At 68.9% G+C, this 26,116-nt stretch carries 25 protein-coding genes and 1 pseudogene; 17 read left to right on the top strand and 9 right to left on the bottom strand.

What is annotated here, in order from left to right; translation table 11 throughout:
- Positions 1–55: 55 nt before the first annotated feature.
- The gene (locus tag DMH03_RS33850; protein WP_125796085.1) at positions 56–610 is read left to right on the top strand and encodes an HdeD family acid-resistance protein; all 555 of its coding nucleotides are present in this window, start codon (positions 56–58) and stop codon (positions 608–610) included.
- On the opposite strand, the gene DMH03_RS33845 is transcribed toward DMH03_RS33850, so the two are convergent.
- Entirely contained in the window at positions 597–1,322 is a 726-nt protein-coding gene (locus tag DMH03_RS33845) for a hypothetical protein (protein ID WP_125796084.1), read from the bottom strand. The genes DMH03_RS33850 and DMH03_RS33845 overlap by 14 nt on opposite strands.
- 25 nt (positions 1,323–1,347) lie before the next feature.
- Between DMH03_RS33845 and DMH03_RS33840 the strand changes: the two genes are divergently transcribed.
- The 7 genes from DMH03_RS33840 to DMH03_RS33810 all read left to right on the top strand — a co-directional run bounded on the left by DMH03_RS33840 (position 1,348) and on the right by DMH03_RS33810 (position 10,255).
- Positions 1,348–3,003 carry an FAD-dependent oxidoreductase gene (locus DMH03_RS33840; protein WP_125796083.1) on the top strand — a complete coding sequence of 552 codons (1,656 nt, stop codon included), beginning with the start codon at positions 1,348–1,350 and terminating at the stop codon, positions 3,001–3,003.
- A complete protein-coding gene (locus DMH03_RS33835) occupies positions 3,000–4,421 on the top strand; it encodes an ATP-binding protein (protein WP_125796082.1) in 1,422 nt (473 codons plus the stop codon). The genes DMH03_RS33840 and DMH03_RS33835 overlap by 4 nt, the downstream gene beginning before the upstream one ends.
- A gap of 139 nt (positions 4,422–4,560) precedes the next feature.
- Positions 4,561–5,649, top strand: coding sequence for a hypothetical protein (locus tag DMH03_RS33830; RefSeq protein ID WP_125796081.1), 1,089 nt, complete (start codon positions 4,561–4,563; stop codon positions 5,647–5,649).
- Positions 5,649–6,803, top strand: a complete 1,155-nt coding sequence (locus DMH03_RS33825; RefSeq protein WP_125796080.1) for a toxic anion resistance protein — start codon at positions 5,649–5,651, stop codon at positions 6,801–6,803. The genes DMH03_RS33830 and DMH03_RS33825 overlap by 1 nt, the downstream gene beginning before the upstream one ends.
- Complete coding sequence (locus DMH03_RS33820; RefSeq protein ID WP_125796079.1) at positions 6,800–8,425, top strand: VWA domain-containing protein; 1,626 nt, start codon at positions 6,800–6,802, stop codon at positions 8,423–8,425. The genes DMH03_RS33825 and DMH03_RS33820 overlap by 4 nt, the downstream gene beginning before the upstream one ends.
- A complete protein-coding gene (locus DMH03_RS33815) occupies positions 8,422–9,015 on the top strand; it encodes a hypothetical protein (RefSeq protein ID WP_125796078.1) in 594 nt (197 codons plus the stop codon). Before DMH03_RS33820 ends, DMH03_RS33815 begins: the two co-directional genes overlap by 4 nt.
- A gap of 148 nt (positions 9,016–9,163) precedes the next feature.
- Positions 9,164–10,255 carry a peptidase inhibitor family I36 protein gene (locus tag DMH03_RS33810; protein WP_125796077.1) on the top strand — a complete coding sequence of 364 codons (1,092 nt, stop codon included), beginning with the start codon at positions 9,164–9,166 and terminating at the stop codon, positions 10,253–10,255.
- Positions 10,256–10,279: 24 nt separating this feature from the next.
- Here DMH03_RS33810 and DMH03_RS33805 read toward each other — a convergent pair whose 3' ends face one another.
- Both DMH03_RS33805 and DMH03_RS33800 read right to left on the bottom strand, forming a co-directional pair.
- Entirely contained in the window at positions 10,280–11,074 is a 795-nt protein-coding gene (locus DMH03_RS33805; protein ID WP_125796076.1) for an LmeA family phospholipid-binding protein, read from the bottom strand.
- Positions 11,075–11,119: 45 nt separating this feature from the next.
- Positions 11,120–11,374 (bottom strand): hypothetical protein, encoded by a 255-nt coding sequence (locus DMH03_RS33800; RefSeq protein ID WP_125796075.1) that lies wholly within the window; start codon positions 11,372–11,374, stop codon positions 11,120–11,122.
- 175 nt (positions 11,375–11,549) lie between these two features.
- Between DMH03_RS33800 and DMH03_RS33795 the strand changes: the two genes are divergently transcribed.
- Positions 11,550–12,254: a trans-aconitate 2-methyltransferase gene (locus DMH03_RS33795; RefSeq protein ID WP_125796074.1), complete on the top strand. Its 705-nt coding sequence runs from the start codon at positions 11,550–11,552 to the stop codon at positions 12,252–12,254.
- A gap of 25 nt (positions 12,255–12,279) precedes the next feature.
- On the opposite strand, the gene DMH03_RS33790 is transcribed toward DMH03_RS33795, so the two are convergent.
- Together DMH03_RS33790 and DMH03_RS33785 are read right to left on the bottom strand one after the other, a co-directional pair.
- On the bottom strand, positions 12,280–12,870 hold the full coding sequence (locus DMH03_RS33790) for a hypothetical protein (RefSeq protein WP_125796073.1): 591 nt from the start codon (positions 12,868–12,870) through the stop codon (positions 12,280–12,282).
- A 7-nt stretch (positions 12,871–12,877) separates the two neighbouring features.
- Positions 12,878–14,329: a M28 family metallopeptidase gene (locus DMH03_RS33785; protein ID WP_125796072.1), complete on the bottom strand. Its 1,452-nt coding sequence runs from the start codon at positions 14,327–14,329 to the stop codon at positions 12,878–12,880.
- An 85-nt stretch (positions 14,330–14,414) separates the two neighbouring features.
- Here DMH03_RS33785 and DMH03_RS33780 point away from each other — a divergent pair, with 85 nt between their 5' ends.
- Positions 14,415–15,578 carry a HEAT repeat domain-containing protein gene (locus DMH03_RS33780; RefSeq protein WP_125796071.1) on the top strand — a complete coding sequence of 388 codons (1,164 nt, stop codon included), beginning with the start codon at positions 14,415–14,417 and terminating at the stop codon, positions 15,576–15,578.
- A gap of 9 nt (positions 15,579–15,587) precedes the next feature.
- On the opposite strand, the gene DMH03_RS33775 is transcribed toward DMH03_RS33780, so the two are convergent.
- On the bottom strand, positions 15,588–16,625 hold the full coding sequence (locus DMH03_RS33775) for a DUF222 domain-containing protein (protein ID WP_370311016.1): 1,038 nt from the start codon (positions 16,623–16,625) through the stop codon (positions 15,588–15,590).
- A gap of 274 nt (positions 16,626–16,899) precedes the next feature.
- On the opposite strand from DMH03_RS33775, the gene DMH03_RS33770 reads away from it, so the two are divergent.
- The 5 genes and pseudogenes from DMH03_RS33770 (at position 16,900) to DMH03_RS33750 (ending at position 19,484) form a co-directional block, all read left to right on the top strand.
- The gene (locus DMH03_RS33770; protein WP_233611782.1) at positions 16,900–17,352 is read left to right on the top strand and encodes a hypothetical protein; all 453 of its coding nucleotides are present in this window, start codon (positions 16,900–16,902) and stop codon (positions 17,350–17,352) included.
- Between the two features lie 7 nt (positions 17,353–17,359).
- Complete coding sequence (locus tag DMH03_RS33765) at positions 17,360–17,902, top strand: inositol monophosphatase family protein (protein WP_233611781.1); 543 nt, start codon at positions 17,360–17,362, stop codon at positions 17,900–17,902.
- A 41-nt stretch (positions 17,903–17,943) separates the two neighbouring features.
- Positions 17,944–18,099 (top strand): annotated as a pseudogene (locus DMH03_RS42705) (phosphatase); the annotation flags it as partial.
- A gap of 236 nt (positions 18,100–18,335) precedes the next feature.
- Positions 18,336–18,821 carry an NUDIX hydrolase gene (locus DMH03_RS33755; protein WP_125796068.1) on the top strand — a complete coding sequence of 162 codons (486 nt, stop codon included), beginning with the start codon at positions 18,336–18,338 and terminating at the stop codon, positions 18,819–18,821.
- A gap of 219 nt (positions 18,822–19,040) precedes the next feature.
- Positions 19,041–19,484, top strand: coding sequence for a GNAT family N-acetyltransferase (locus DMH03_RS33750; RefSeq protein WP_233611780.1), 444 nt, complete (start codon positions 19,041–19,043; stop codon positions 19,482–19,484).
- A gap of 68 nt (positions 19,485–19,552) precedes the next feature.
- On the opposite strand, the gene DMH03_RS33745 is transcribed toward DMH03_RS33750, so the two are convergent.
- Entirely contained in the window at positions 19,553–20,017 is a 465-nt protein-coding gene (locus DMH03_RS33745) for a VOC family protein (protein ID WP_125796066.1), read from the bottom strand.
- A 76-nt stretch (positions 20,018–20,093) separates the two neighbouring features.
- On the opposite strand from DMH03_RS33745, the gene DMH03_RS33740 reads away from it, so the two are divergent.
- Complete coding sequence (locus DMH03_RS33740) at positions 20,094–21,254, top strand: NAD-dependent epimerase/dehydratase family protein (protein WP_125796065.1); 1,161 nt, start codon at positions 20,094–20,096, stop codon at positions 21,252–21,254.
- Here DMH03_RS33740 and DMH03_RS33735 read toward each other — a convergent pair.
- The gene (locus DMH03_RS33735; protein ID WP_125796064.1) at positions 21,136–23,487 is read right to left on the bottom strand and encodes a LuxR C-terminal-related transcriptional regulator; all 2,352 of its coding nucleotides are present in this window, start codon (positions 23,485–23,487) and stop codon (positions 21,136–21,138) included. The genes DMH03_RS33740 and DMH03_RS33735 overlap by 119 nt on opposite strands.
- Positions 23,484–24,626, bottom strand: a complete 1,143-nt coding sequence (locus tag DMH03_RS33730) for a molecular chaperone DnaK (protein WP_125796063.1) — start codon at positions 24,624–24,626, stop codon at positions 23,484–23,486. The genes DMH03_RS33735 and DMH03_RS33730 overlap by 4 nt, the downstream gene beginning before the upstream one ends.
- A gap of 295 nt (positions 24,627–24,921) precedes the next feature.
- On the opposite strand from DMH03_RS33730, the gene DMH03_RS33725 reads away from it, so the two are divergent.
- Positions 24,922–26,028 carry an IniB N-terminal domain-containing protein gene (locus DMH03_RS33725; RefSeq protein WP_125796062.1) on the top strand — a complete coding sequence of 369 codons (1,107 nt, stop codon included), beginning with the start codon at positions 24,922–24,924 and terminating at the stop codon, positions 26,026–26,028.
- Positions 26,029–26,116 lie beyond the last annotated feature (88 nt).

Below are 26,116 nucleotides of genomic sequence, written 5' to 3'. Positions count from 1 at the left end.
CCCCGAACGAGTGGCGTGCCGCGCGCGAGCCTCCCGGCGCTCCGATACTCGGGCAATGCCTCTCGTCGGTCTCACCGTCGTCGAACCCCGCCTGGCCTGGCCGCTCGCCGCCCTGCGCGGGGGTTTCGCCATCCTGTTCGGCATCCTCGCGTTGATCTGGCCGGGAGCCACGGTCCTCGCCCTCGCGATCATCTACGGCATCTACGCGATCATCGACGGCATCGGCGGCCTGATGCAGGCCTTCCGGCCGGGTGACGCCGCTCATCGCGCCGCCTACGGAGTCCTGGGCGCCTTCGGGATCATCGCCGGTGTCCTGGTCCTGGTCTGGCCGGGGATCACGGTGCTCGTGCTGGCGCTGCTGGTCGGTTTCTGGGCGATCTTCACCGGCATCGTCGAGATCGTCGCGGCGATCCGGCTGCGCAAGCAGATCGAGGGTGAGGCGTTCCTCATCGCCGCGGGCGCGCTTTCGCTGATCGCCGGCATCGTGATCGTGTTCAACCCGATCGCCGGTGCCTACGGGATCGCGCTCCTGGTCGGGATCTACGCCCTGCTGTACGGCGTGATGCTGCTGGTACTGGCCTTCCGCCTGCGCAAACTCACGCGGGCCTGAACGCTTGTCGCAGCTGGATCCGTGCCCCGGCACGGCGCAGGTTCGACAGGCTCGGCGAACCTTCCACAGCGGTCGCGACGGCGAAGCGGCGGCCTTCGCGGGCGGCCGCGGTCAGGCCGTGGAGGAGCAGCCTCGCCTGTGCTCCTTTGCCGCGATGAGCCCGTGGCGTGGCGGATCCGCCGAGGAGGACACCCGGTCCGTGCGCACTCAGGGCCGCGGCGGAGATCGGCACACCGTCCTCGATGAGCAGCGACCGCCGGAGCCGCGGATCGGCGTGCTCGGCGGCGATGAACGACGTCACCGCGTCGCCGCTTTCGTAACCCTCCAGCAGGATGCGGAGGAAAACGTCGATGTCGGGTGCGTCGTCGACGTCCGCGTCCTCGGCCGCGAGTCCGGCGAGCGGAAGGATCGCGATCGGACGGACACCGGCGGGCACGAGACCGGTGCCGTGGGGGAGACCCGGCGGCAGCACCAGCGTCGGCGGATCGCCGTCCCAGCACGACGCCCCGGCGAGCCGGACGGCCCGCGCCAGGTTGTCGTCGGTGATCCCGGAGATCGTGCGCAGGAACCGCAGCTCCGGCGCCGTGGCCATGACCACGAGCAGCCCGTCCTCGCGCCACGCGGAGAAGGTGCCGGGAAGACCGGCGCCGTCGGCCGCCTCGCCCGCGACGACGGCACGGGCGTGGATCACTTCTTCGGCTTCGGTCAGCATGGCCCCAACGTAATAGGCTGATCCGGTGAGCCAGCCGATCCTCTTGACCGTCGACGACGATCCCGCCGTGTCCCGTTCGGTCGCCCGCGACCTGCGCAGAAGGTACGGGAAGGACTATCGGATCATCCGGGCCGATTCCGGTGCCGACGCCCTCGAAGCGTTGCGCGAGCTCAAGCTGCGCGGCGACGCCGTGGCCGCGATCCTCGCCGACTACCGGATGCCGCAGATGGACGGCATCGTCTTCCTCGAGAAGGCGATGGACCTGTTCCCGCACGCCCGCCGCGCGCTGCTGACCGCCTACGCCGACACCGACGCCGCGATCCAGGCGATCAACGTCGTCGACGTCGACCATTACCTCCTCAAGCCGTGGGATCCGCCGGAGGAGAAGCTCTACCCGGTCATCGACGCGCTGGTGGAGACCTGGCGCGCGGTGGGGGAGCGGCCGGTCGACGAGATCAAGCTCATCGGCCACCGGTATTCGTCGCCGTCGTTCCACCTGCGCGATTTCCTGGCGCGCAACGCCGTGCCGTACCGCTGGTACTCGGTGGACGACGACGAGGGCCGCCGGATCCTCGACGCGGCGGACGCGGCGCCGCAGGACATCCCGGTGCTGGTCACGCCGGACGGCACGGTGCTGCGTCAGCCGTCCGGGCCCGAACTCGCCGACGCCGTCGGCCTGTCCACCCGGCCCGCGCAGGAGTTCTACGACCTGATCGTGATCGGCGGCGGGCCCGCCGGCCTCGGGGCGGCCGTGTACGGCGCGTCGGAGGGGCTGCGCACCGTCATCGTCGAGCGCAAGGCGACCGGCGGACAGGCGGGCACCAGCTCCCGCATCGAGAACTATCTCGGCTTCCCGGACGGCGTTTCCGGCGCGCAGCTCACCGACCGCGCGCGGCGGCAGGCACTCAAGTTCGGCGCCGAGGTGCTCACCGCCCGCGACGTCGTCGGCCTCGAAGCACGTGGTTCGGCGCGCGTGGTCATGTTCGGCGACGGGACCGAGATCGCCGCGCATTCCGTGGTGCTGGCCAGCGGCGTCACCTATCGGGCGCTGGAGGCTCCCGGGATCGCCGAACTCGCCGGCCGCGGCGTCTACTACGGCTCCGCCGCCACCGAAGCGCCCGAATGCAAGGGCGAGCACGTCTACATCGTCGGCGGCGCGAACTCGGCGGGCCAGGCGGCGGTGTTCTTCTCCAAGCACGCCGCCGACGTCACCATCCTCGTCCGCGGCCAGTCGCTCGAAGCGTCGATGTCGCACTACCTGATCGAGCAGATCGCCGGGATCGAGAACATCCACGTCCGCACCCGGACCACCGTGGTCGAGGCGCACGGCGACGATCATCTCGAACGGCTGACCTTGTGCGAGAACGGTTCCACCACCGAGACCGTGCCCACCGGTCACCTCTTCATCTTCATCGGCGCCGCGCCGCGCACCGACTGGCTCGGCACGGAGATCCAGCGTGACGACCACGGTTTCGTGCGGACCGGCCCCGATCTGCTCACCGACGGCGGTCCGCCGCCGGGCTGGCCGCTGGACCGCGACCCGCACTACCTGGAGTCGTCCATCCCCGGTGTGTTCGTGGCGGGCGACGTGCGGGCGGCGTCGGTGAAGCGCGTCGCGTCGGCCGTGGGTGAAGGCGCCATGGCGGTCACCCTCGTCCACCGATACCTGGAGGAGCAATGAGCGTTCTGCCAAGGGAGGAACTGCGCGGGCTCTTCCTCTTCGAGCACCTCAGCGACGAACAGCTGGACTGGATCGACGAACACGCCAAGCTGGAGCAGTACAGCGGCGGCACCACGGTCATGCGCGAGGGTGAACCCGCCACCTGCTTCTACCTCCTGCTGTCCGGCGCGTTGCGGATGACACGGCTCGTCGGCGACACCGAGGTCGAGACGATCCGGTCCGATCAGCGCGGCGCCTACTGCGGCGCGACGCAGTTCTTCGTGCACCAGGAGACCGAACACACCTACGGCGCTTCGGTGCACGCGGTCAGCGACCTCACCTTCCTGACCTTGCCCGCGGCCGAGTTCGCCACCGAGTTCCGCCGCTGGTTCCCGATGGCGACACATCTGCTGGAGGGCATGTACCTCGGCTGGCGCAACAGCGACACCGTGATCGGTTCGCGGCGGCGGCTGCTGGCGCTCGGCGAGCTTTCCGCCGGGTTGACCCACGAACTCAACAACCCGGCCGCGGCGGCCGTCCCCGCGACGGCGTCGCTGCGGGAGCGGGTCGCCGGGATGCGGCACAAACTCGCGATGCTGGCGAAGAAGAACGTCGACCCGTCACTGCTGGAGCAGTTGCTCGAAATCCAGGAACAGCTGGTCAAACAGGTCACCTCGGCGCCGAAGCTGTCCGCGATGCAGCAGGCCGACCGCGAGGACGAGATCGGCGACTGGTTCGACGGCCACGGTATCGACCAGGGCTGGGACCTCGCCGACATCTACGTCCGCGCCGGGCTGACCGTGCCCGATCTCGATCGCCTGCTGGATTCGGTGGGGGAGACCTTCCTCGACGGCGCCGTCCGCTGGCTGGCGTACGCGCTCGAGACCGAGATGCTGATGGGTGAGATCGAGGATTCGACCACCCGCATCTCGGTGCTGGTCGGCAAGGCCAAGCAGTACTCCCAGATGGACCGCGCGCCGCACCAGTGGATCGACGTCCACGAAGGACTCGACTCCACCCTCGTCATGCTCGCCGGGAAGATCGGGCCGGGAATCCGGGTCGTGAAGGAGTACGACCACGCGGTGCCGAGGATCCCGGCGTACGCGGGCGAGCTGAACCAGGTGTGGACGAACATCATCGACAACGCGCTCGGCGCCATGGGGACCGAGGGCACGCTGACCCTGCGGACGTCCAGGGTGAACGATCACGTGCACGTCGAGATCGGTGACACCGGTCCCGGGATCCCGGCGGAGGTGCGGCAGCGGATCTTCGAACCGTTCTTCACCACGAAGCCGGTGGGGCAGGGGACCGGGCTCGGCCTGGACATCTCCTGGCGCATCGTCGTCGAACGGCATCAGGGCGACCTGCGCGTCGATTCGGCGCCGGGTGACACGCGCTTCACCGTGTGCCTGCCGGTCTCGGAGCAGTCCGTGATCTGATTTTCCTTCCACCCCAACGGTTCGCCAGGAACTGACGACTTCTTTCGTTCATCGATCGTTCATTTCGAAATGGCTCACCCGCGCGTCAAAAGAGTCGAACGGGCTGAAAGATCGAGCTGGTGAACGAGGGGGTGGGCCGATGAAACGTCGTCTGTCGATCGGCCTGGCAGTGGTGCTGCTGCTGGCCGTGGTCGCCGTGATCGTCTGGGGCCGCGGCGGTGATGAGAACACCGCGCAGGGGACCGATCTGACCACGGTGCGTGGTGTCATCGGATCGGAGAAGCTGGCCTTCTTCTCCGACAAGCGGGTGGCGGAAGCGTTCGGCCGGCACGGGCTGAAGGTCGAGGCCGACACCGCCGGTTCGCGGCAGATCGCGAGTATGGACCTCAGGAAGTACGAGTTCGCGTTCCCGTCCTCGTCGCCGGCCGCGCAGCGGATCCAGCGCGACCACAAGGTGACCGGCGTGCACACGCCGTTCCAGTCGCCGATGGCGGTCGCGACCTTCGAGCCGATCGTGAACCTCTTGAGCGCCAACGGGATCGTGCGCAAGGGCGCCGGGGACTACCAGGTGCTCGACGTCGCGAAGTACCTCGAACTCGCGCAGCGGGGCACGCGCTGGGACCAGCTCCCCGGCAACACCGCGTTCCCGGCCCGCAAGAACGTGCTGGTCACGACCACGGATCCGCGTGAATCGAACTCGGCGGCGATGTACCTGTCGATCGTTTCCTTCGTCGCCAACGGCAACAACGTGGTCAGCACGCCGGAAGCCGAGGCGAAGGTGCTGCCCGGCGTGTCGAAGCTGTTCATCGACCAGGGCTACACGCAGAACAGCACCGAAGGGCCGTTCGAGGACTATCTCGCCGCGGGGATGGGCAAGACGCCGCTGGCGCTGATCTACGAATCGCAGTTCGTCGACCGGCTGGTCCGCGCGGACGGCTCGATCCGGCCGGACATGCGCCTGCTCTACATGGCGCCGACGGTGTACTCCAAGCACACACTGGTCCCGTTGAAGCCGAACGGCGACCAGGTCGGAAGGCTGCTGGCGACCGACCCGGAACTGGGGAAACTCGCCGCCACCTTCGGCTTCCGCACCGGGGACCCGCGGTTGTTCGCCGACGTCGTCGCCGCGGCCAAGGCGCCGGTGCCGTCGGATCTGGTCGACGCCGTCGAGCCGCCGTCGTTCGAAACGCTGGAGCGGCTGCTCGACGCCGTGAAGAAGCAGTACTGATGGACGATTTCACGCTCACTCCACCCGAACCGGTGGAGGCGATCCCGGCCGAGCGGGCCGCGGGTCTGGTGACGCTCGCGCCGGAGGTCCACGCCGAGGTCGCGAAGCGCGCCGAGAGTTTCGCCCGGCGTCTCGAAGCGCTCGACGTCCGGTCCCCGGAGTTCACCCGCGTGCTGGACGAACTGCTCGCGGTCGGCGAGTCCGACATGCGGGCGGCGGCGACCGTCGCGGGTGCGCTGCTGGACCGCTCGTCGCGGGCACTGGCGGAAATCGGGTCACCGCAGCAGCAGGCGACGGTCAGCCTCGCCGGGCTCCGGCGGGCCGTGGCGGAGATCGACCCGGCGAAACTGCCGATCACCGGCCGCAAACTGATGGGGCTGATCCCGGTCGCGGGCAGCGCGAAGAAGGCGCTCGACCGCTACCGCGCGGCCAACGAGCCGGTGAACGCGCTGGTACTGGACCTACGCGCGCGGCAGGACGTCCTGCGGCGGGACAACGCCGCGCTCAAGGGCGAGCGCGAGCGGCTGTGGGCGACGCTCGGCAAGCTCTCGGAAGCGGCCGCGTTCGCCCAGGCCGTCGACACCGCCGTCGAACGTCAAGCCGGGATCTTCGACTTCACCGATCCCGTTCGGGCCAAGTCGCTGCGGGCGGACGCACTGCATCCGATCCGGCAGCGGCACCAGGATCTGCTGACCCAGCTCGCGGTGAGCGCGCAGGGCTATCTGGCGCTGGATCTGGTGCGGCGCAACAACGACGAGCTGATCCGGGGGATCGAGCGGGCGGTGTCGACCACGGTCGCCGCACTGCGGGTCGCATTGCTGGTGAGCGGCGCGCTCGCCGGGCAGCGCGACGTCCTCGACGAGGTCCAGGCCGTGCAGGCCACCACCGACGGGCTGATCCGGGCGAACGCCGAGATGCTGGAACTGCGCAGCGCCGAGATCCAGCGTGCGGGCAGTGATCCGGCGGTGGCGGTGGCGACGATCCGCGAGTCGTTCGAGCGGATCTACCGCAGCATCGACGCGATCGACGAGTTCAAGGCGGGGGCCGTCTCGACGATGGCGGCGACCGTGGAGGCGCTGTCCGGCGAGATCCGGCGAGCCGAAGACCATCTGCGCCGCTCTCACGAGACGGCGACGGCCGAGGGGGCATCGTGAAACGCTGGACGGTCTTGGCGGTCAGCGCGGTTTGCGCGCTGTCACTGGTTTCCTGCGATTCGAGCGAAGGTGAGACGCGTGGCCTCGGGGAGGCCGAACCGGGCACCTTGAGGGTGCTCGCGGGCAGTGAGCTGGCCGATATGCAGCCGCTGCTGGAGCAGGAAGCGGCGGCGACCGGGGTCAAGGTGAAGTTCCAGTTCACCGGGACGCTGGAAGGCACCGAGACGCTCGCGAACGGGAAGGCGGACGGCCAGTACGACGCCGTCTGGTTCTCGTCGAACCGCTATCCGGCGGCGGTTCCGGAGGCCGCGAAACGGCTGGGCGAGCAGGTGAAGATCATGAGCTCGCCGGTGGTGCTCGGCCTGTCCGCGTCGGCGGCGCAACGGCTCGGCTGGACCGGACGGCCGGTGGGCTGGGGCGAGATCGCCGAGCAGGCCGGGAAGAAGGCCTTCACCTACGGCATGACCGATCCGTCGGCGTCGAACTCCGGCTTCTCCGCGCTCGTCGGGGTCGCGTCGGCGCTCGCGGGGGCGGGCAACGCGGTCGACGCGCAGCAGATCGCCGCCGTCACCCCGAAACTGACCGAGTTCTTCAGTGCGCAGGCGATGTCCGCGGGCTCGTCGGGCTGGCTTTCCGAGGCCTACCAGCGGCGGGCGAGCGGTCAGGATCCCGGCAAGAAGGTCGACGGGCTGATCAACTACGAGTCCGTCCTGCTGTCGATGAACGCGACCGGGAAGCTCCCCGAACCGCTGACGCTGGTGTACCCATCCGACGGCGTCGTCACCGCCGATTACCCGCTGACCCTGGTGCAGAGCGCGAATCCCGACGCGCGGGACGCGCACCGCAAGCTGGCCGAACGGCTGCGCACGCCGGACACGCAGCGCAAGATCATGGAGACCACGCAGCGCCGCCCCGTCGTTCCCGGTGTCCAGCTCGGGCAGCAGTTCACCCAAAAGGACCTCGTCGAGCTGCCGTTCCCCGCGACGCAGCAAGCGGTCGACGCGTTGCTGGGCGCCTACTTCGACAAGATCCGGCGTCCGTCGCGCACGCTGTACGTGCTCGACACCTCCGGTTCCATGGCGGGGGACCGGATCGAGTCACTGCGCACCGCGCTGATCGGGCTGACCGGCGCAGACGGTTCGCTGACCGGCCGGTATCGCCGGTTCCGCAGCCGCGAAGAGGTCACGATGCTGCCGTTCGACACCGTGCCGGGCAGCCCGGAGACGTTCGTCGTCCCGGAAGGCGATCCCCAGCCCACGTTGGACAAGATCAAGCGCTTCGCCGAGGGCCTCGACGCGAACGGCGGGACGGCGATCTACGACAGCCTTCAGCGCGCGCACGACATCATGGGCCCTTTGGTCGCGCGCGACCCCGACCGGTTCACCTCGATCGTGCTGATGACCGACGGGGAGAACGCGAGCGGTGCCACCTTCGAGGACTTCCAGCGGAAGTTCCCGTCGCTGCCGGAGGCGGTGCGGCAGATCCCGGTGTTCACCGTGATCTTCGGCGAAGGCGACTCCGCCGAACTCGGCGAGGTCGCGAAACGCACCGGCGGCAACGTGTTCGACGCGCGCGGCGACGTCCTGCCCAAGGTGTTCCAGGAAATCCGCGGGTACCAGTGATCCGCTACCTCGGCTCCACGAAGAACCTCGCCGGCTGCGTCGGCGGGCTGATCGGGCTCGCGCTGCACCTGACCGGCGTCGTCGGCGCGCTGTGGCCGCTGGTGGTCGCCGGGCTGTACGCGGTGTTCGCCCTGCTCGCGCCGCCGGAACGGGTCCGGCTGGTCTCGGTGGCCGCCGAGGCCGAGGCCGGTCAGCTGCGCGCGGACCTCGGCTCGCTGGTGGACAAGGTGACCGCGCGGGCACAACGGATGCCGGAGTCCTCTGTGGACGGTGTCCGGCGGATCGCCGAGGTGCTCGAAGACCTGCTTTCGCGACCGGAGCGATGGGCGGCCAACCCGGACGTCCAGCACGCCGTCACCCGGCTGGCGCGGACGGATCTGCCGCTTTCCGTGGAGACCTACCTCAACCTGCCGTGGTGGTTCGCCGCCAAACGGCGCGCGAGCGGCGAGCCCAGCGCGTCCGAGGAACTCCTGACACAACTGGAGCTGCTGGAAACCGAAGCGCATCGCATCGCGGAACGGTTCTACGCGGGGGATGTCCACCAACAGGCCGATCACACGCGATATCTGCGGGAGCGTGGCCAGGCCTAGTCCCAGTGAGAGAAACCCTTGCCCAGTAAGAACTCCAGGTGTCCCGATCACCGGTCGTTCTCCGTGGGCAAGCCGGGATCCTTGTGGTGGACTGCGTACCGTCGGTCCCGTCATGGCCGGCATTCCGTCTTCCCAAGGGAGTTCAGGCGTGCATAAGTACAGACAGTGGATGGCCGTGGTGGCCGCGGTGGTGGTGTGCCTCGCCGGCGGTACCCCGGCGAACGCCGAACAGCGCGACGATCACTGCGTCGCCGACACGGCGACCGGAGCGATCCGGTGCTTCGACAGCCTCGGCGAATCGCTCGCCGCGGCGTCGGCAGGCGAGGTCGGTGCCTCCGCGACGGTGATCAGCGTGCTGTACGAACACGCGAACTTCGGCGGCGCGAGCGTCGCCGTCACCGGGTCCCCGTGCGTCGAGGGGACCAACCAGACCGTCGGCTTCCTCGGAAACTGGAACGACAAGATCTCCTCGTTCCAGACGTTCCAGAACTGCTACATCACGATGTACGAGCACGCCGAATACCAGGGCGAACGCCAGGAGTGGTACGCCAACGACAGCGGCAACTACGGGTCGAACATGAACGACCGCGGCAGTTCGGTGGTGTACTCGCGCGGGCCGTCCCGCGCCGAACTGCTCAAGGACTGCGGCCGCGCCACCAAGACCTGCAACGCCCACGTCGACCAGCGCGGCCAGGACTTCTACGGCGACTGGGGCCGGGTGGACACGGTCTACAACTGCAGCGCCAACAAGATCACCCAGGTGATCGGCAAACGCGACACCCGCAGCGGGAAGAACACGGTGTCGAACGAGATCAGCGTGAGCGCGGGCTTCGAGTTCCTCGTCGACTGGTCGGTCGCGTACAAGCGCACGTGGGGCCAGGAATGGGGCTGGGAGACCAGCGAGAGCGTCGAGACGCGGATCGAGGTCAACCCGGGCTACTGGGCGGGCCTGGACCGGTCACCGGTGATGCGGGTGGCCAGCGGCTCGTACGACATGTGGTACGACAAGCGCAAATGGGGCCACCATCAGTGGTATGTCTGGAACTTCAGCGGTGAAGGACCGGCGCCCGGTGTCGTGGGCCAGACCAGGACGGTCGGCAAGAAGATGACCTCGGACGAGAAGAAGAAGGTGTGCGGGAAGTCGGCCGGTCTCGTGCGGTCGTCCGCCTCGCCGCAGTCGGAAAGCGCGGCGCCTGCCGTGCCCGCGGTGCGCGTCGCGCAAGGATCGCTGCACAGCTAGCCGGGTGGTCCGGCTCGGCGGTCGTCAGCGGCCGCCGAGCCTCGGCAGGGTCAGGGTGGTCACCGCCGTCGTCACCCAGCCCAGCAGGTCGCCGAGCGGGATGGTGGACAGCTTTTCCGGCCACTCCTCCGCCAGCGCGTGCAGGACGAGGTGGCCGTCGTGCGCCTCGACCGCGGTGAGCCGGATCCCTTGCGGGAGTTCCGGCAGGGGCAGCACGATCGGCTTGAGGCGGGACGGCGGCCCGAACCGGCGGCGTCCGATGTGGACGGACATCGGCCGGAGGACGACGGCGCCGCTTTCCACAGTGGACTCAAGGGCGAGATGCCCCCAGCGGGGCCGCTTTTCCCAGCGGACGTGGAAATGCCCGTCTTCGCCGGGGGTCACGATGATGCCCGGCCGCGCCTCGGCCACCCGCGCCTGCAGTACTTCGGGCGAAACCCTGATCGCCATCCGCACCTGTTCGGGGATGGCGGCAGGCGACGGGAGCGAGCGGAGACGGACGTTGGAGGCCAGCACGGTGATGCGTTCGAGCGGCGTCTCCGGCCAGTCGACGTCCTCCACGACGATGCGGACGTCGCCGATCCGGCCGGTGGCGGCCAGGCTGAGGCTGTCGGCCTGGTAATCGAGTTCGGTGAGCGTGAGGCCGACGTCGTGCCCGTCCACCTTGGTCGTCAGCCGCCGCCCGACCAGCTGTTCGGTGACGGTCTTCAGCACCGCGGCCGGGGTCACGGGCACATTCGGCAACAGCGCCCGCCCGGCGGCGGCCAGGCCGAACAGCTCGGGAAGCGGGTTCAGGTCGAACCATCTGCCGTCGCTCATCCGACCAGTGTCGCCGAACGGGACGCCGATCGCCGCCGCAGGGGGTCAGCGGGCCGCGAAACGGGCGATGACACCCGCCAGGATCACCCAGAACGCGGCGGCCAGGCCGTAGTCGAGAATGACCGCGAGATTCGGGTCACTCACCGGGAAAAGGCCCGGCCAGAACAAGGCCAGCGGTTTGGCCAGCGCCTGGATGAAGATGAAGAAACCGTTGCCCGCGTTGGCTCCTGCGAGCACCATCACCATGTGCAGCAGCTCGATGAAAGCGAACACCGCACCGATGCCGGTGATGACCCGCACGGCGGTGTTGCTCCTACTGGTGGTTCGCCATCTGGACATATCGGAAAAGTTCCCCGATTCCGCCGTGACAAACGCTTCAGTGGCCAGATTGCGCCGATCGGCCGTACCTCGCGTACTGCCCGCAGGTGCGCTGTGACGGAGTGCTCACCAAGTGATATCGATTATCATTGCCAACATGACTGTCGGCGACTGGAATGACGGCTGGGAACGCCTGATGGCGAGATATCAGCCAGGACGCGCGCAAGCGATCGAGCGGATGATCGAGCTGGTCGCGACGCGGTGCGAAGGGCCCGCGCCGCGCGTGCTGGACGTGGGAGGCGGCACGGGCACCCTCTGCTCCCGCCTGCTCGAACGCGTGCCAGGGGCAGAAGTCACGCTGGTCGATCTCGACCCGGTGATGCTGACGATCGCCGGCTCGTCCCTGCCGCCGTCGGTGCGGGTGGTCCGGGCCGATCTGCGGGAGCCGGACTGGACCGCCCTGCTGCCGGATACCGGCTACGACGCCGTTCTGGCGGTCATGGCGTTGCACTACCTGCCGCCCGGCCGGTTGACCGAGCTGTACGCCGAACTCGGCGGGCTCGTGCGGGCGGGCGGATTCGTGGCCAACGTGGACGACATGCCCGATGGGGAGGCGGTGGCGTCCGCGGTCGATGACGGCGAAGACCTCTGGGGCACTTGGTGGAGCCAGGTCGCGGAGGACCCGGTGCTCGGCCCGGCGGTGGCCGAAAGGACCCGGCTGTTCGGAGAGTCACCTTCGGCCGAATGGCATCCGCCTGCCGAGTGGCACCTGCGGGCTCTGGAGGCCGGGCCGGTCGACGAGGCGGCCGTGGCGTGGCGGAACGGTGCCCAGGCCGCCGTGGTGGCGTTCAAGGCCCGGTGAACGGTGCTGTGCCCTCAGCACCGGGTCAGTCGTCCAAAGGTGCGCCGCGCCACTGCCAGCCGGAGCGGGAGGGGCGTCCGGGGAGGTCCACCCGGTCCGTCGCCCACAGCAATGCCGTCCAGGGATCGACGCCGGCGGTGTCCACCTCCGGGAACATCCGCGCGAGCACTCGCGAACAGACGTCACGTGGCGGGTCGAGGGTGACGTCGAGGCCCCTGGCCATGTCCTCGCCGTGGACCAGGACCTCGACACAGCCCATTCCGGCGAAACCCTCGACGTCGGCGCGTCCGCTCGGGTGGTACGCGCGGACGTCCGGGTCCGCCGTGCGGAGCGTGGCGCCGAGGATGCCGCCGCCTACCGTGACGAACTCCAGCAGTTCCGACGGTGTCGCGGCCTGGTCGGCGACGGCTTCGAAGCAGACGAAACGCGGCGTGGACGGCCGGGCGATCAGCAGTCCCGCGTAGGAGATGAGGCAGTCGCCGAGATGCTCGGCCGTGCGCCAGGCGTTCAGTTCGCCGGTGCCCGGCGCCGACGGCCAGTCACGGCCCGACGCCTGACGCAGTCCGCTGACCACACTCGCCAGCGCCGCGTCGAGGTCGTCGGGCGTGATCGTCATCGTGGCATCAGCTCAAAGGTGTCGGAAACGCGACCGGACCGCGGCGGCCGTTCTTCCCGACCGCGCGCACACCGAAGAACACGTTGTCCTTCGACAGATCCACTTTAGCCTCGGTCGTGTCGCCGACCTTGATCGCGTGCGTCCAGTCGGACGCCGTCGTCTCCCGCCACACGACCTCGTAACCGGCGAGATCCGGGTCTGTTCCGGGCCGCCACACCAGATCCGTGTCGTTCGTCAGCCGGTTCGTCCGGATCCGGACGTCTTCGGGGGTGCCCGGCGCGGTCGCCAGCGACCACATCGTCGCGGCGTTGACCCGCGCGACCCTGGCGATGAACGGGAAATCGCAGAACTCCGGCAGATCGCCGAACCGCCGGCCGTTCTCCACCCGGACGTCCTGGTGCTGGTGCGCGTAATCCTCGTGCGGTTCGGTGAACCGCGCGGCCGGATAGCCCTGCTCCAGGAACGGGATGTGGTCGCCGCCCCGCAGGTAGCGGTCGCGCCGGTGGATCACCCGCACGGCCATGCCGGTCGCGTCGTTCTCCGCGACCGAGCGCACGAACCGGGCCAGCTGACGGGACGGCGAGTCGTTTTCGCCACCGACCGCGCGCCGGATGTCCGCCTGCGCCGGGGTTTCCGACGTCGGCACCCCTTCGGCGAACAACCGGATCGTGCGCGGGTCCCTCGTGCCGTCGTCCGCACGGCTCGAGCCGACGATGTCGTTGGAGAACATCGCCTGCACGTTCGTGCCCGCCGATTTGTACAGCGTGGCCATATGCCGCGCGCCGAACAGGCCCTGTTCCTCACCCGCGACCGCCGCGAACACGATGGTCGCGGCCGGACGGCGAGTGGCGAACACCCGGGCGAGCTCCATCGCGACGGCGACCCCGGAAGCGTCGTCGTCGGCGCCCGGCGCGTCCTTCGTCGCGTCGAGCGGATCGGAACACCGCGAGTCGTAGTGGCCCGACACGACATAGACCCGCTCGGGGGTGGTGGAGCCGCGCAAGGTGGCGACGACATTGGTGATCGTGGTGGCGACAGGGATCCTGGGCGGAGCGGGCTGTTGCAGATACGACTGCGACTCGACCTTCATCCGGCCGCCCGACCGTTCCGCGGACTTCGCCAGTTCCGCGAAGATCCAGTCGCGGGCGGCGCCGATGCCGCGGACGGGATCGGTCTGCGAGGACAACGTGTGCCGCGTCCCGAAAGCCGCGAGCCTGCGTACGGTGGCCTCGATCCGGTGTTCGTCGATCTCCCGCAGGATGGCCCGGAGTTCGGCGTCGGGTCGTTGCGGGGAGAGACGTTCGCCGGGGCCACGTTCGTCGAGCTCTTCGGTGGCGGCGGTTGATGACAGAGCAGTAGATGACAGAGCAGTTGATGACAGGGCAGTTGATGACAGGGTGGCCGCCGAGAGCGCGGCCGACGTGGACAGGAAAACTCGTCTGGACCTTTCCTCAGCCATTCTCCGTTCCTACGCGCCTTGTGTTCGGGCGTCTACCCGCGAAAAGGATGAGCGCGGCGGACGGGGGATGAGGGAGGATCACCGGGTGATCTTCGGGAGAAAGAAGTCCGTGGCCGAGGCACTCCAGGAAACGTTGGAGAGCCGGGGGCACCGTGTGGACGTGCTCGTCGATGCGCTCGTGCGCGTCGACAAGTCCGGCGCTGCCGCTGAAATCGCGGCGGCCTTCGAGATGATCGCTGAGACCCCGGCGCTCATCGCGACTCTCGACGAGTACTGGCGGTACGAGCGGGCTCTGGATGACGTCGCCCTGACACTCAAGGCCGGCAAGGCTGGACTGCTGACCACCGCGATCGCGGCTTCGTACCGCGACGGTCGGGTCCGGGAACTGGCGGTCACGAGACTGCTGGCGAAACCGTGCCCGGAGACACTTCCGTTCCTGCTTTTGCGCATGACGGACTGGGCGTCTCCGGTCCGCGACGTCGCCCGCGCGGGTGTCATCCGGCTGCTGCACGATGATCCGGCGACCTACCTGCGGCCGGCTGCCGAAACGATGCTTCACCTGGGGCGCCGTCGCCGCGGCGGCTTCGGCGTGCGACAGCTGTACGCGGCCGCTTACGACGTCCCGGTGGCGGTGCTCGAGCAGCTGATGTGCTCGGTGAACCTCGCGGTGCCGAGGTTCGCGTTCGAGGTCCGGACCCGGCGGGGCGACCTCAAACTCGACGAGCTGATCCCCCTTGCTCTGACGAATTCCGACAAGGGCATCCGCGCACGAGCCGGTGAGGCCGTCGCACGCCAGGCCGTCTGGACCGGTCGCGTGGACGTCCTGCGCAAGCTGGCCGCCTGCCGTCACGGCGAGGTACGGATCAGCGCACTGACCGGACTCGCGCGCCTCGGTCACTGGGAGGAAATCGCCGGTCTGCTGGACGACCGTTCCACACTGATCCGTGCGCTCGCACGGGATGCCGCCCGGCGTACGGGCGTCGACGCCGTCGGTTGGTACCGGTCCGCTGTTTCCGGTGCGAACCCTTCCCTGGGGGCCATCGCGGGACTTGCGGAGTCGGGGCGGGAAGAGGACGGACAGCTGCTGTACCCGTTGCTGAGGCACCCCTTGGCCAGAGTGCGAGCTCAAGCCGTTGGGGCACTGCGGATTCTGGATGCTGTTCCGGTCGATTCGGTGAGGCCGATGGTCGAGGATCCTTCGCGACGAGTGGTCAGGGCGGCTTTGAAGGCGTTGCGGACACGAGCCTGAGTTCGTTGCTCAGTCCTGAGGTTCGTCGTCCTCGGGGCCTGGGCGTGGCTCGTGGAGCGGCTCTGGCGCCGTCTCGTAAGTATGGCCGCTCGGCGTGGTGATGATCATGCCGCCGTCGCCGGTGGGCACGGCCGACCAACCGGGTTCTTCTCGAAGCAGGTTGTGGCTTTTGCAGTGAATGTGGCAGTTGTACTGGTTGGTCTTGCCGTCGCGAGCCCACGAGATGATGTGGTCGATCTCGGAGAATTCGGCAGGCCGGTGACAGCCCGGTTGTGTGCACTCGCGATCCCGCGCCATGATCAACCGTGCCAAGGAGGCCGGTGACCGGTATTTGTCGGCGCCGGCTTCGACCAGTTGGCCTGTGGCGGAGTCGGTGATCAGCCGCGACCAGGTCGAGTCGGGGTCGGAGGCGATCTCGCGGACCAGCCAATCGGGGATGGGCCCGTACCCGGCGAGTGTCGCGGGGGCGTTGCGCGCGCCGACGAGTGTCAAGAAATCGACATAGACATGGATGTGCGCACGCGGCTTGCCATGTCCGTCCTCGGCCAGCAGGCGTTCGGCGAAGATGTCGGCGCGATGCTGGTCGAGGGTCCGGGATTTGTCCTTGTTCCGCCGGTCTCTCGCGGCCCGGCTCATTGAGGCGTAAATGGAACTGGCGACTTCCGTGGGAAGATGGCCGGCGAGCGTGGACATCGTCTCGTCGTTGTGTTCCAACGAGATATGCCGCAACGCGCGTTTCTTGGCGGCTCGTTCGCGATAGCCGTCGGGATCGAATTTCTGCACGGCGTGACTCACCGAGCCCCGGATCGCGCCGGGATCACGATCGGCGAGCCGGTTGGTCAGCCAGGCGTCGACCTGTGCCGCGACTTCGTCCGACACTTCCCGCGTCAGCTGCATGACCTTGGAAGCCTTGTACAGGTCGATATCGCCACGCTCCAACGCCGCCAGCGTGTTCGGCAGGCGAGCGACGAGGGCGCAGGAGGTCTCGACGAGCAGGAACGCGTGGTTGCGGGTGACCGAGAAGCGCAAGGCGACCTCCTCGGTCACAGATCTTCGTGATCCACCGCGAACGGCGAAATCGGCTAACGCTCGGACCTGACGTCCCTGTGTCCGACGAAGCGAAACCTCTTCGTCGAACGCGGCGTCAAGAAAGCGAGCGGCTTTCGGGTTATGAGGGAGAGTTGTGGTCATGGCGTTGATCGTACTCGAACTGATGTTCGACCACCAGCAAAGGCGTGATCGAATTTACGCGGAGAGTGAACGGGCGTTTCGTTCACCCAGACCGTGACCGACAGCCCGGCTTGCCTGCTTGAATGGGTGAGTGAGCGAGGACTACCCGAGACTGCTGGAAGACCGAGAAGTACTGGTGGCGCGAGGAGTTGAGCGACGACAAGCGCGGCTGCGAGGCTGGCTTGACGGCTACGACGGGCCACGACCGCTTTATCGGATCGAACTGTTCCTCGACCGTGACCGGTATACGGCCACCGCCATGGACATGTTCGAGTCACTCGTCCGGTTGCGTCGTCAGCTGGAACCCGGGGGCTGGGCGATCGCCGTTCAAGGGGCCCGCCACGACACTTATCCGAGCGGGATGTGCAGGGATATGGGTGGTGGTATGCGAATCTACGCAATGCGGACCGGCAGCAAGACCTCGGCGGCCGACCTCGTCGACACGCTGGCCGATGCGGAGCTCGACCAGATAGTGACTGTTGCGGAACAGAAGACCCGGTATGCCGAATGGTGCGAATCGGCCACGGGTCGCCTTGGAATCTGACGCGGAGGTGGCGATCCGAGCCGCGGACGCCGCGTGCGAGGTGATCCGGCGATCGTACGGTCGCGCGATCGAACGGGTCGACAAGAGCGACGGCGATTTCGCCACCGAGGCCGATCTCGCCGCGGAGCGCGTGATCCGGGGAGTTCTGCGGGAGGCGCGGCCGGACGACGGGGTCGTCGGTGAGGAGTACGGTGCGGACGAGGACGCCGGATCGCGGACCTGGCTGGTCGATCCCTTGTGCGGCACGATGAACTACGCGGTGCGGACCCAGTTGGTCGCGGTCGACATCGACTTGCGTGCCGGCGACGACGTGACCACGGCGGTGTCGGCGGACCCGTTCTCCGGAGAGGTGTTCTGGACCGGCGGGGCCGAGGCGTTCGTCCGTCGCGACGGCCGTGACGAGCCCTTGGTGCCTGGGCCGGGCGGCGATCTCGTGGATCTCAACCTCGACCCGCCGTTTCCCAACGCAGTGTCCTTCCGTGCGGCACGGATGCTGATGGACGACGCGTTCACCGGCCGCTTTCGCCCCCGCGTGGTTCCACGACACTAGCGCTCGCCTGGGTCGCGGCCGGGCGGCGGGCCGCCTACGTCACCGATGGGCACCCGAAGGACAGTGTCCATTTCACCAGTGGCATCGCTTTGTGCCAGGTGGCCGGTTGCGTGGTGACCAACCTCGCCGGGGAAGCCGTCCACACCGGCGCTCAAGGACTTGTCGCGGCCTCCGATCCCGCGTCCATCGAGAGCTGATCGGCCTCGTGGCAGGCCGGTCGTGAGGAGTGAACGTCCACTCGGACCGGATGCGCACGTCGCCCGCCCGTCGGCCGGGATCGGCGCGGGTAACCCCGGCGGCGGAACATTTCACGCCGTCATCTTCGAGAGCGAGGGTGGGCACGCGTTCTCGCTGATCGACGACCCGTTCGAGCGCGGGCCGCAGGGCGGTTCGTCTCGTGTGCGTTCTGTCGGTATTGCGGTGGAATGGCGTCATGGTCGAACTTCCGGTCTGTGATCGTGCCGGCAACGCCTTGATCGAGTTTCGTTTCGTCACGGAAGAGGAATTGGGGCGTCTGGTCAAGCGGGTGACGGTGCCCGCGTCGTTGGTTGTCGTTGTCCACGGGGAAGCCGTCCTGATGATGTTCGATAGCCGGCGGAGGCAGTGGGAGCTTCCGGGAGGGATGCGGGAGACGGGTGAGAGCCCGCGCGAGGCCGCGGTACGGGAGCTGGGTGAGGAGACCGGCATCCACGGCGTGGACCTGTCGTTCGCCGCCATGGCAGAGTTCGATCTCACGAAGCCGGAGCGTCGGGAACTCCTGGCCGTATATCGGGTTCGGCTCCAGGTCGTGCCTCGGATGACCGTCAACGATGAAGCGCTGGACTTTCGATGGTGGCCGCCATCGGAACCGGTGAGTGAGGATATGAGCCCGCTGGACGCGGAGATCGCCAGGCGCGTGGTCCGAGCAGCTACCAGCTGAATTCGCCGGGTCGTGCTGTCGTGCCGCGAAGCGCGCAGACATGCCGATGAGCGGTCGTGTTATATCGGGTGCGCCGTGCTCGGCTCCGTGGCAGGTTTGTCTCCGTGCCGGACGATCATCACGCAGCGGCATCGAACAGGCCGAAGCCGGCGGTCCATATCGTGCATCTGACCGGCCCCGTGTTCGACTCGCTCGCTCGCTCGCGGTGATCTGGCCGGAGTGACCGCGACCAGCCCGGTACCGCTGACGGCCTACCTGACCGGATCGGACCGGCGTGGGCTGTGGCAGAGGCGCGGCAGGCAGGTCGCGGCGGACCCCGGCAGCGCCGCCTGGGTCACCGGCATCATCTGGGACCGGCGACATCTACTGGCCGTCGGTACGGCCGGTTACCACGGGCCTCCCGACACCTCGGGGATGGTGGAGATCGGCTACGCCGTCGACCCGGCACACCGGCGGCGGGGTTACGCGCGGGCGGCACTGGAGTCGTTGCTGGCGCGGGCCGCCCAGGAGCCGCAGGTACGCACCGTCCGGGTCACCATCAGCCCCGGCAATACGGCCTCTTATCGGCTGGCATCGCAGTACGGCTTCGTCAAGGTCGGCGAACAGTGGGACGACGAGGACGGGCTGGAGATCATCTACGAGATCCCGGCGGATCGCCGGTAGTCAGGGTTCGCATCTTCGCTCTTGCCGCCGTGCGTGCCTTGACGTCCACTCGATCTCGGAACAGTCCCTCACGGTCCGACGGCCGGGTCGTCGAAGTCGAGTGGCGGCATCACCGCTGTGTCTTGGGCCCAGGTGTCGCGGAATCCCGGCTGGACCGCGAGATCGACCAGTTCGATCCTGGCCCCGATGCTGTCGAGCCGGTGGTAGGTGAAGGAGCGACCGTAGGGGCAGGAGTCGAACTCGATCGGCGCGCCTCGATCCGCCAGGCGCTGTTTGTCCGTCATGACGTCCTTGGACCAGTAGCCGATGTGGTCGAAGCGGGAACCGCCGGTCGCGTCCCACGGACTGCCCGCGGGTCCTTGGATCACCTCGAAGAACGGTGGCCCGTCAGTGGAGAACACGATGCTGTAGTCCCAGTCCCCGAGGGTTCCCGCACGGACTGGCCTCCAGGTCACACCGAGAGTGCGTGTGAGGTCCTCGGTCGCCTGTCCGATATCTCGAACGACGAAGCACAGGTGGTAGAAGGCATTCACCCGTCCTGTCTACCAACTCCGCGGTGCACGAAAATTCGTGGCCGCCCGCGAGCCTGGACGGCGTTATCGTTGATCGATGTCGCGCGCAGTCGTTCTCGGCGGGACCGGGCTGATCGGTCGCGCCACCGCACGCCGGTTGCTGGCCGCCGGGTGGGAGGTGACGGTTGTCGGCCGAGACGCCTCGCGCATGCCCGAGGATGTCGCGATCGCGGGTGGCCGGTTCGTCGCCGCGGACCGCGGGGAACCCGGTGGACTCGCGGCGGCGCTCGGTGCGGGGGCGGATCTGGTGGTCGACTGCCTGTGCTTCACCGCCGAGCACGCCCGTGATCTGCTGCCACTGCTGGACGACGTGGGGTCCACGGTGATGATCTCCAGCAAGGCCGTGTACGTCGACGCGGCGGGCAACCACGTGAACTCGGCCGCGGCGCCGGAATTCGACGGTCCGATCCGCGAGTCACAGCCGACCATGGACCCACGCGAGGATCTCGACTACCGCACTCGCGACGGCTACGGCGCCAACAAGGTCGCCGCGGAACGTGTTCTGCTCGACAGCGGGCACCCGGTCACCGTTCTGCGACCATCCAAAGTCCATGGAGAGGGGGCGGCCAAACCCGGTGAATGGGTGTTCGTCAAACGCGTACTGGACCGGCGCGAGGTCCTTCTTCTGTCCCGCGGTGGCCGCGGCGTCGACCACCCGAGCGCGGCCGGGAACATCGCGGCTCTGATCGAAACCGCCGCGAACAACCCCGGCAGGCGTGTCCTCAACTGCGCCGACCCGGACGCACCCGACGCCCTCGACATCTCGCGGACCATCGCGAGACACTTCGGCCATTGGTGGGAGGAAGTGCTCCTCGACGACGACGCCCCTGCCGGACTCGGCCTGCACCACTGGGACCGCATACCGGGTATCCGGCTGGACATGACCGCCGCCGGGCGACTGGGCTACCGGCCGGCCGGCGACTACGCCACCACCGTGACCGCCGAGCTGGACTGGCTGGTCTCCAGTGCGGGCCCGGACACCTCCCAGCAGCCGGGGTTCGACCACGAGTACTTCGCCCCGATGGTGAACTACGCCGCCGAGGACGACTACCTCGCCACGCTCCCCCGGAACGACCGGTTCAGCCCTCGCCCTCCGCAAGCAACTCCCGCAGCATGGCCAGCAGTTCCCGCCGGTCCCCGGCCCCGAGTTTCCCCCGGATCCGGGCCATGTGGTGCTCCACGGTCTTGCCTGAGATGAACAGTTTGCTCCCGGCTTGTTTGTACGTCAGCCCGTCGACGACCAGCCGGGCGACCTCCAGTTCGCGTTCGCTCAACGTGCTCAACCCGGTGGTGGTGGCGGGTTCGGGAGCGCGTCCTTGGAACTGGCGGGCCGCTTCGAGCAGCTGGACCATCGCCTTGCGGTCCGAGGTCCGGATCGCCGCTTGGCCCGCCAGGCGGGAAGCGTCCCAGCAGAGGCCGAGTTCGTGCAGTTCCGAGGAGGCCGCGGTGATCTCTTCGGGGTCGAAGGTACCGGTCAAGACCGCGAGCCAGCCGGTCGCGGCGGCGGCGAGTGCGGCCGGATAGCGTCCGCAGGGCGCGAAATCATTGAGTGCGGCCAGATGTTCCGCGGCCGACGCGTGATCCTCGACGGTGATGGCGGCGTGCAGTTCGTGCCAGCGTAAGGTGACTGTCCACAGTGGAGGGTTGTCGAGCGCGTCGAGCACGGTGTGCGCTCGCTCGAGTTGCCCGGCCAGTTTGGCGCTCGCGCCGCCCCGTGCGGCCGCGATGGCGAGTTCTCCCAGCGGCAGCAAGGAATACAGGTCCGGCTGCTGACGCATCGAAGCCTGATACGCCCGGTCCCAGGAGCGTTGCAGGCCGGGTAGATCGCTCGACCGCCGCGCCAGGCCCAGTTGCAGGGTGGCGGCGAAGAGTTCGTCGCGCGCTTCGAGGCCGTCCGGTGGCATCAAAGACTCGGCGGCCGTTTTGAGGTCGCCCGCGGTCATCGCGACCCAGCCGAGCAGCAGCCGATGCCGTTTCGCGAGCAGGTCGCCGCCGATCCGCCCGCTCACCGCGCGGCTCAACACCGACTCGGCCAGCGCGAGTTCGCCGGAATGCAGGCCGACCAACGCGGCGAGGGCCGCCGGGCTGTCCGGGAGCGGTGCCGGCGCCCCCGCCGATTCCAGCATCGAAGCCGCGCCCAGCAGAGCCGACAGGGTTTCGGCGCCGCAGCCGGAGACCGAACCGGTGATCGCGCGCGCCATCCGTGAGGCGGCGCCGGCGAACAGGGTCGGGACTTCGGGGGTTTCCAGCACGCCGCGGGCGGCTTCGAGTTTTCCGGTGCCCAGCAACGCGATCGCGGCGAACGCCTTCGAGCCCGCCCGGCCGGACCATTGGTACAGCTCCGCGCTGTGCGCCAGTTCGCCGCGATGCGCGAGCACGGTCGCCGCCACTTCGGCGCCCGCGGCCCGGGCATCGTTGTCCGAGGTGCTGCCGAGCATCCCGTCGATGATCCGGAGCGCGGTGTCGAGATCCCCGGCCAGCGCCGCGGCGTGCGCCCAGCCGACGGTGAGCGCCGCGCCGCGCCCACCGGCCTCGGACGCGGCTTCGTAGAACCGCGCCGCGAGTTTCGTGTCGTCGGGCATCGCTTCACGCGCGGCCGCCTCGAAGGCCGCCGCCGCGCTCGCGCCCGAACTTCCCGTTCCCAGCAGGGATCGGGCGAGGTCCAGCACCGGAAGTCCGTCGCGCAGCTGGAGTTCCACCAGCCGCTGCAGCACCGTCAGCCGACGGCCGGGCGACCCCCAGGTGCGGATGGCCTCGGCGGCGATCGGCAGCAGCACGTCGTCCTCGCCGAGGAGACCGGTCGCCCTGGCGCTGTCGAAGACTTCGGGCAGCCCTTCGCGATCGCGGTTGAGCAGGGCCGCCAGGAGATCGAGATTCCGGCCCGCGCCGGCCTCGGCCGCGATCAGAAACCGGTGGACGTCGTCGTCGAGCTGTTCCAGCTCACCGCGGAAGTCCGCGAGCCTGCCGGTGACCGCCCGCACCACCAGCCCCGGCACACCACCGGTCCTGGCGTGGACGTCCGCGGCCGTGGCCGGGTCGCCGCCGGCGTGCTCGACGAGCCGCCGGACGTCGTCGACGCCGAACGCGCCCAAGGTCACCGCCCTGCCGAAGGAATCGGCGAGTGCGCGCAAGGTGGTGGTCCGCGCGGCGGGCCGGAAGGCCAGGACGACGGGTGCCGTCGTTTCCTCCGCCAGCGTCTTGATCTTCGCGATCTCGTCGTCGCCGAGCTGGTCGGCGTCGTCGACGTCACCCGCCTCGACCCCGGCGTGGTCGAAGTGGCGTCCGAGCAGGCCGAGCAGATGGGTCTTCCCGTGCCCGCCGGGGGCGACGACGGTGACCCGCACCGGGAGATCCGGGGCGGCGGTCACCTCGTCGAGCAGGCGCCGGGCACCCGGATGGATGATGCCGGGCTTGTCGAGCAGTGCGTTCAACAGCGACCTTCGGGGGAGGAAGTCACGCCGGGGGTGACCGGCGCGCACGAGCTCGAAGTGGTGGGAGGGGCTTCGGGACCCTTGTCTGCGGTGGCTTCTCGGGTGGTCAAGGTGAGCAGCAGCGTCGTCGCGGCCAGCACCGCGACCGCGGCACCGGCGACGAGCGGCTTGCGTCGGCTGAGCAGTTTCGCCGCCCCGGTGCGTTCTGGCAAGGGGAACGGGGTGATGTCCACGGGCGGCCGTTCGGGCCGCTCGGTGAGCTCTCCTGGCACGTCGACCCGGGGAAGAAGGGTGGTTTCGACGGTCGCGACGGCGTTCGACGCCGGGCCGCCGGGTTGAGGAAGGTCACGTCGCGCGGCGATGTTGGCCGCGCCGGTCGCCACCGTCAGCACCGGATCACTCGACGCGAAGACGGGGCACGGTGTCCGGCCGGGAACCGGTGGGGCATCGCCACAGAGCACGATGCCCGCCAGTGCCTGCGGCGGGATCCCCGCGCCGTGCGCGAGTTCGAAGACCTTGCCGACGGCCTCGCCTGGCTCGACGCCTTCCACCGTTTTGACCGGCTGCCAGCCGTTGACGCCGGCCGCGGCGATCGTGACCACCGCGCCGTCGGGCCCGAATTCGCAGACACCGGCGGTGACGTCGCCTTGCGGGGCGAGGTACGCGTGGAGTGCGGCGATGGGCGCGGCGACCAGCGCGGCGCGGGGGAAGCCGGCTTCGGCCAAGGCTCGGCGCAGCAGCTCCCGGCGGAACGAACCCCAGCCGACGGGGTGGGTGAGCACGATGTGCTGCGGCTTCTCGCCGAAGCGTTCGGCCGCTTGATCCACCGCGGCGTCCACCAGGACCGCGCTGAGGGATTCGGCCGGGAACCGCTCGCCGCCGACGATCACCGGGACGTCGTCGCCGACCCGTTCGTGGAACCCGGTCAGCAGCCGGGCGGGCGCGGACCGGCCCGCTTCGACGGCGGCGTCCCCGGTGAGCAGGTAGCCGTCGTCGTCGAGGAACACCGCGGACGCCGCCTCCTGGCCGCGCGCGCCGAGCCACGACGGCTCGGGCACGCCCCAGCCGTCGCCGGTGTTCACGCAGGTGGCGGCGGTGGTGCGGGTCGAGGCGATATCGATGCCGAGGACGTAGGGCAACGAGCATCCTCCTTCGCTTGACCAGCCCCTAAGGACCAAATAGGGCCACTCACCTGAACGGCTTGACCCGTTTGGGTGAGGGTTGGCATTAAACCCAACCGAACGCGTCTCGGTTAAGCCCCTAACGCCCTAACGATGTCATACCGATCCCCTATTGGCTGAGTGAGCGACGACCAGGAGTGATCCCCGATGTGCCCAGTGGCACCGGCTCACTAACTTCGGTGACCTGCGCTCAGCCGTGCCCTCCGGCCGCTGTGCCTGCCCCACCGACCTAGACCTTCAGGAGAGTCCTTTCATGGGTTCCGTCCAGACCCTGCACGACTTCACGCTGAACCTGCTGAACGACACCGCCGCCCGTGCGGCGTTCGCCAACGACCCGCAGCAGGTGCTGGCCGACGCCGGCCTCGGCGACATCAACGCCGCCGACGTGCACGAGGTCGTCCCGCTGGTCCTCGACTTCGTCCCGGTCGACACCGCCACCGACCTCACCGGAACCACCGCTGCCACCGCCGACAACCTGGCCGGTTTCGGCGGCGTCACCAACGCCGTCAACGGCACCGACGGCGAGTGCGCCGACGGCGTCCAGGGCGCGATCGACCAGCTCACCGCGCTGACCGCCGGCCTGCCGGTCGCCGTCCCCGGTGCCGACGCCCTCCCCGGCGTGCCGAGCCTTCCGGGTCTGCCCGAGGCCGGTCTCCCCGCCGTTCCGGGGCTGCCGGAGCTGGGTGGCCTCCCGGCCGTCCCCGCGGTGGGCGACCTGCCGGTCGACGTCCCGGGCCTGCCCGCCGTCCCGGCCGTCTCCGACGTGACCGACGTGTCGAACGCCGCCGCCGGCGTGACCGCGCTCGCGCAGAACACCGTCGGCAGCTTCGGCCTCACCGACGACCTTTCGCGTGGCCTCGACGCCGCCCCCGCCGCACAGGCCGGTGACGTCGCCACCGGTGCCGTCGACACCGCGACCGACCTGGTCCACGACGTCCCGGCCGTGGACACCGCCGGTCTCCCGGCCGTCGACTCGGTTCCGGCCGTCGGCGACCTGGCCGGCGACCTGCCGCGCGCCGACGGTGTCGCGGGCGGTACCCCCGACTTCCTGTCGACGGTCGGTGACCTCACCAGCGTCATCGGGCAGACGGGTGTCGCGGACGTCACCACCAAGGTGCACGACATCGCGAACAACTACGGCAACGGTGACATCGCCAACAACATCGCCCACAACAACGGCGACGTGTCCGGCAACGTGGCCAACGAGGTCGCCAACGTCGCGAACCACGCGGGTGTCTCCGAGGTCCACGACACGGTTTCCGAGGTCGGCAACAACATCGGCCACACCATCGGCAACCTGAACGACGTGCACATCGGCACCGGCGACATCGGTTCGAACAACGACATCCACATCGGCTGATCCGAATATTTTTCAGTTCTGTGCCAGGGCCCCGCGACCGCACCAGGTCGCGGGGCCCGCACGCTCGTGTTGGCCCATGCCACATTGA

It is taken from the genome of Amycolatopsis sp. WAC 01376 (assembly GCF_003947415.1).
Taxonomy (GTDB): domain Bacteria; phylum Actinomycetota; class Actinomycetes; order Mycobacteriales; family Pseudonocardiaceae; genus Amycolatopsis.
This window is presented reverse-complemented; position numbering and strand designations above follow the sequence as displayed.

Bases quoted from the DNA above. Each gene is read 5' to 3' on its own strand.
- DMH03_RS33850 (WP_125796085.1), top strand. From the start codon at position 56: ATGCCTCTCGTCGGTCTCACCGTCGTCGAACCCCGCCTGGCCTGGCCG.
- DMH03_RS33845 (WP_125796084.1), bottom strand. From the start codon at position 1,322: ATGCTGACCGAAGCCGAAGAAGTGATCCACGCCCGTGCCGTCGTCGCG.
- DMH03_RS33835 (WP_125796082.1), top strand. From the start codon at position 3,000: ATGAGCGTTCTGCCAAGGGAGGAACTGCGCGGGCTCTTCCTCTTCGAG.
- DMH03_RS33830 (WP_125796081.1), top strand. From the start codon at position 4,561: ATGAAACGTCGTCTGTCGATCGGCCTGGCAGTGGTGCTGCTGCTGGCC.
- DMH03_RS33825 (WP_125796080.1), top strand. From the start codon at position 5,649: ATGGACGATTTCACGCTCACTCCACCCGAACCGGTGGAGGCGATCCCG.
- DMH03_RS33805 (WP_125796076.1), bottom strand. From the start codon at position 11,074: ATGAGCGACGGCAGATGGTTCGACCTGAACCCGCTTCCCGAGCTGTTC.
- DMH03_RS33795 (WP_125796074.1), top strand. From the start codon at position 11,550: ATGACTGTCGGCGACTGGAATGACGGCTGGGAACGCCTGATGGCGAGA.
- DMH03_RS33790 (WP_125796073.1), bottom strand. From the start codon at position 12,870: ATGACGATCACGCCCGACGACCTCGACGCGGCGCTGGCGAGTGTGGTC.
- DMH03_RS33785 (WP_125796072.1), bottom strand. From the start codon at position 14,329: ATGGCTGAGGAAAGGTCCAGACGAGTTTTCCTGTCCACGTCGGCCGCG.
- DMH03_RS33755 (WP_125796068.1), top strand. From the start codon at position 18,336: ATGGTCGAACTTCCGGTCTGTGATCGTGCCGGCAACGCCTTGATCGAG.
- DMH03_RS33740 (WP_125796065.1), top strand. From the start codon at position 20,094: ATGTCGCGCGCAGTCGTTCTCGGCGGGACCGGGCTGATCGGTCGCGCC.
- DMH03_RS33725 (WP_125796062.1), top strand. From the start codon at position 24,922: ATGGGTTCCGTCCAGACCCTGCACGACTTCACGCTGAACCTGCTGAAC.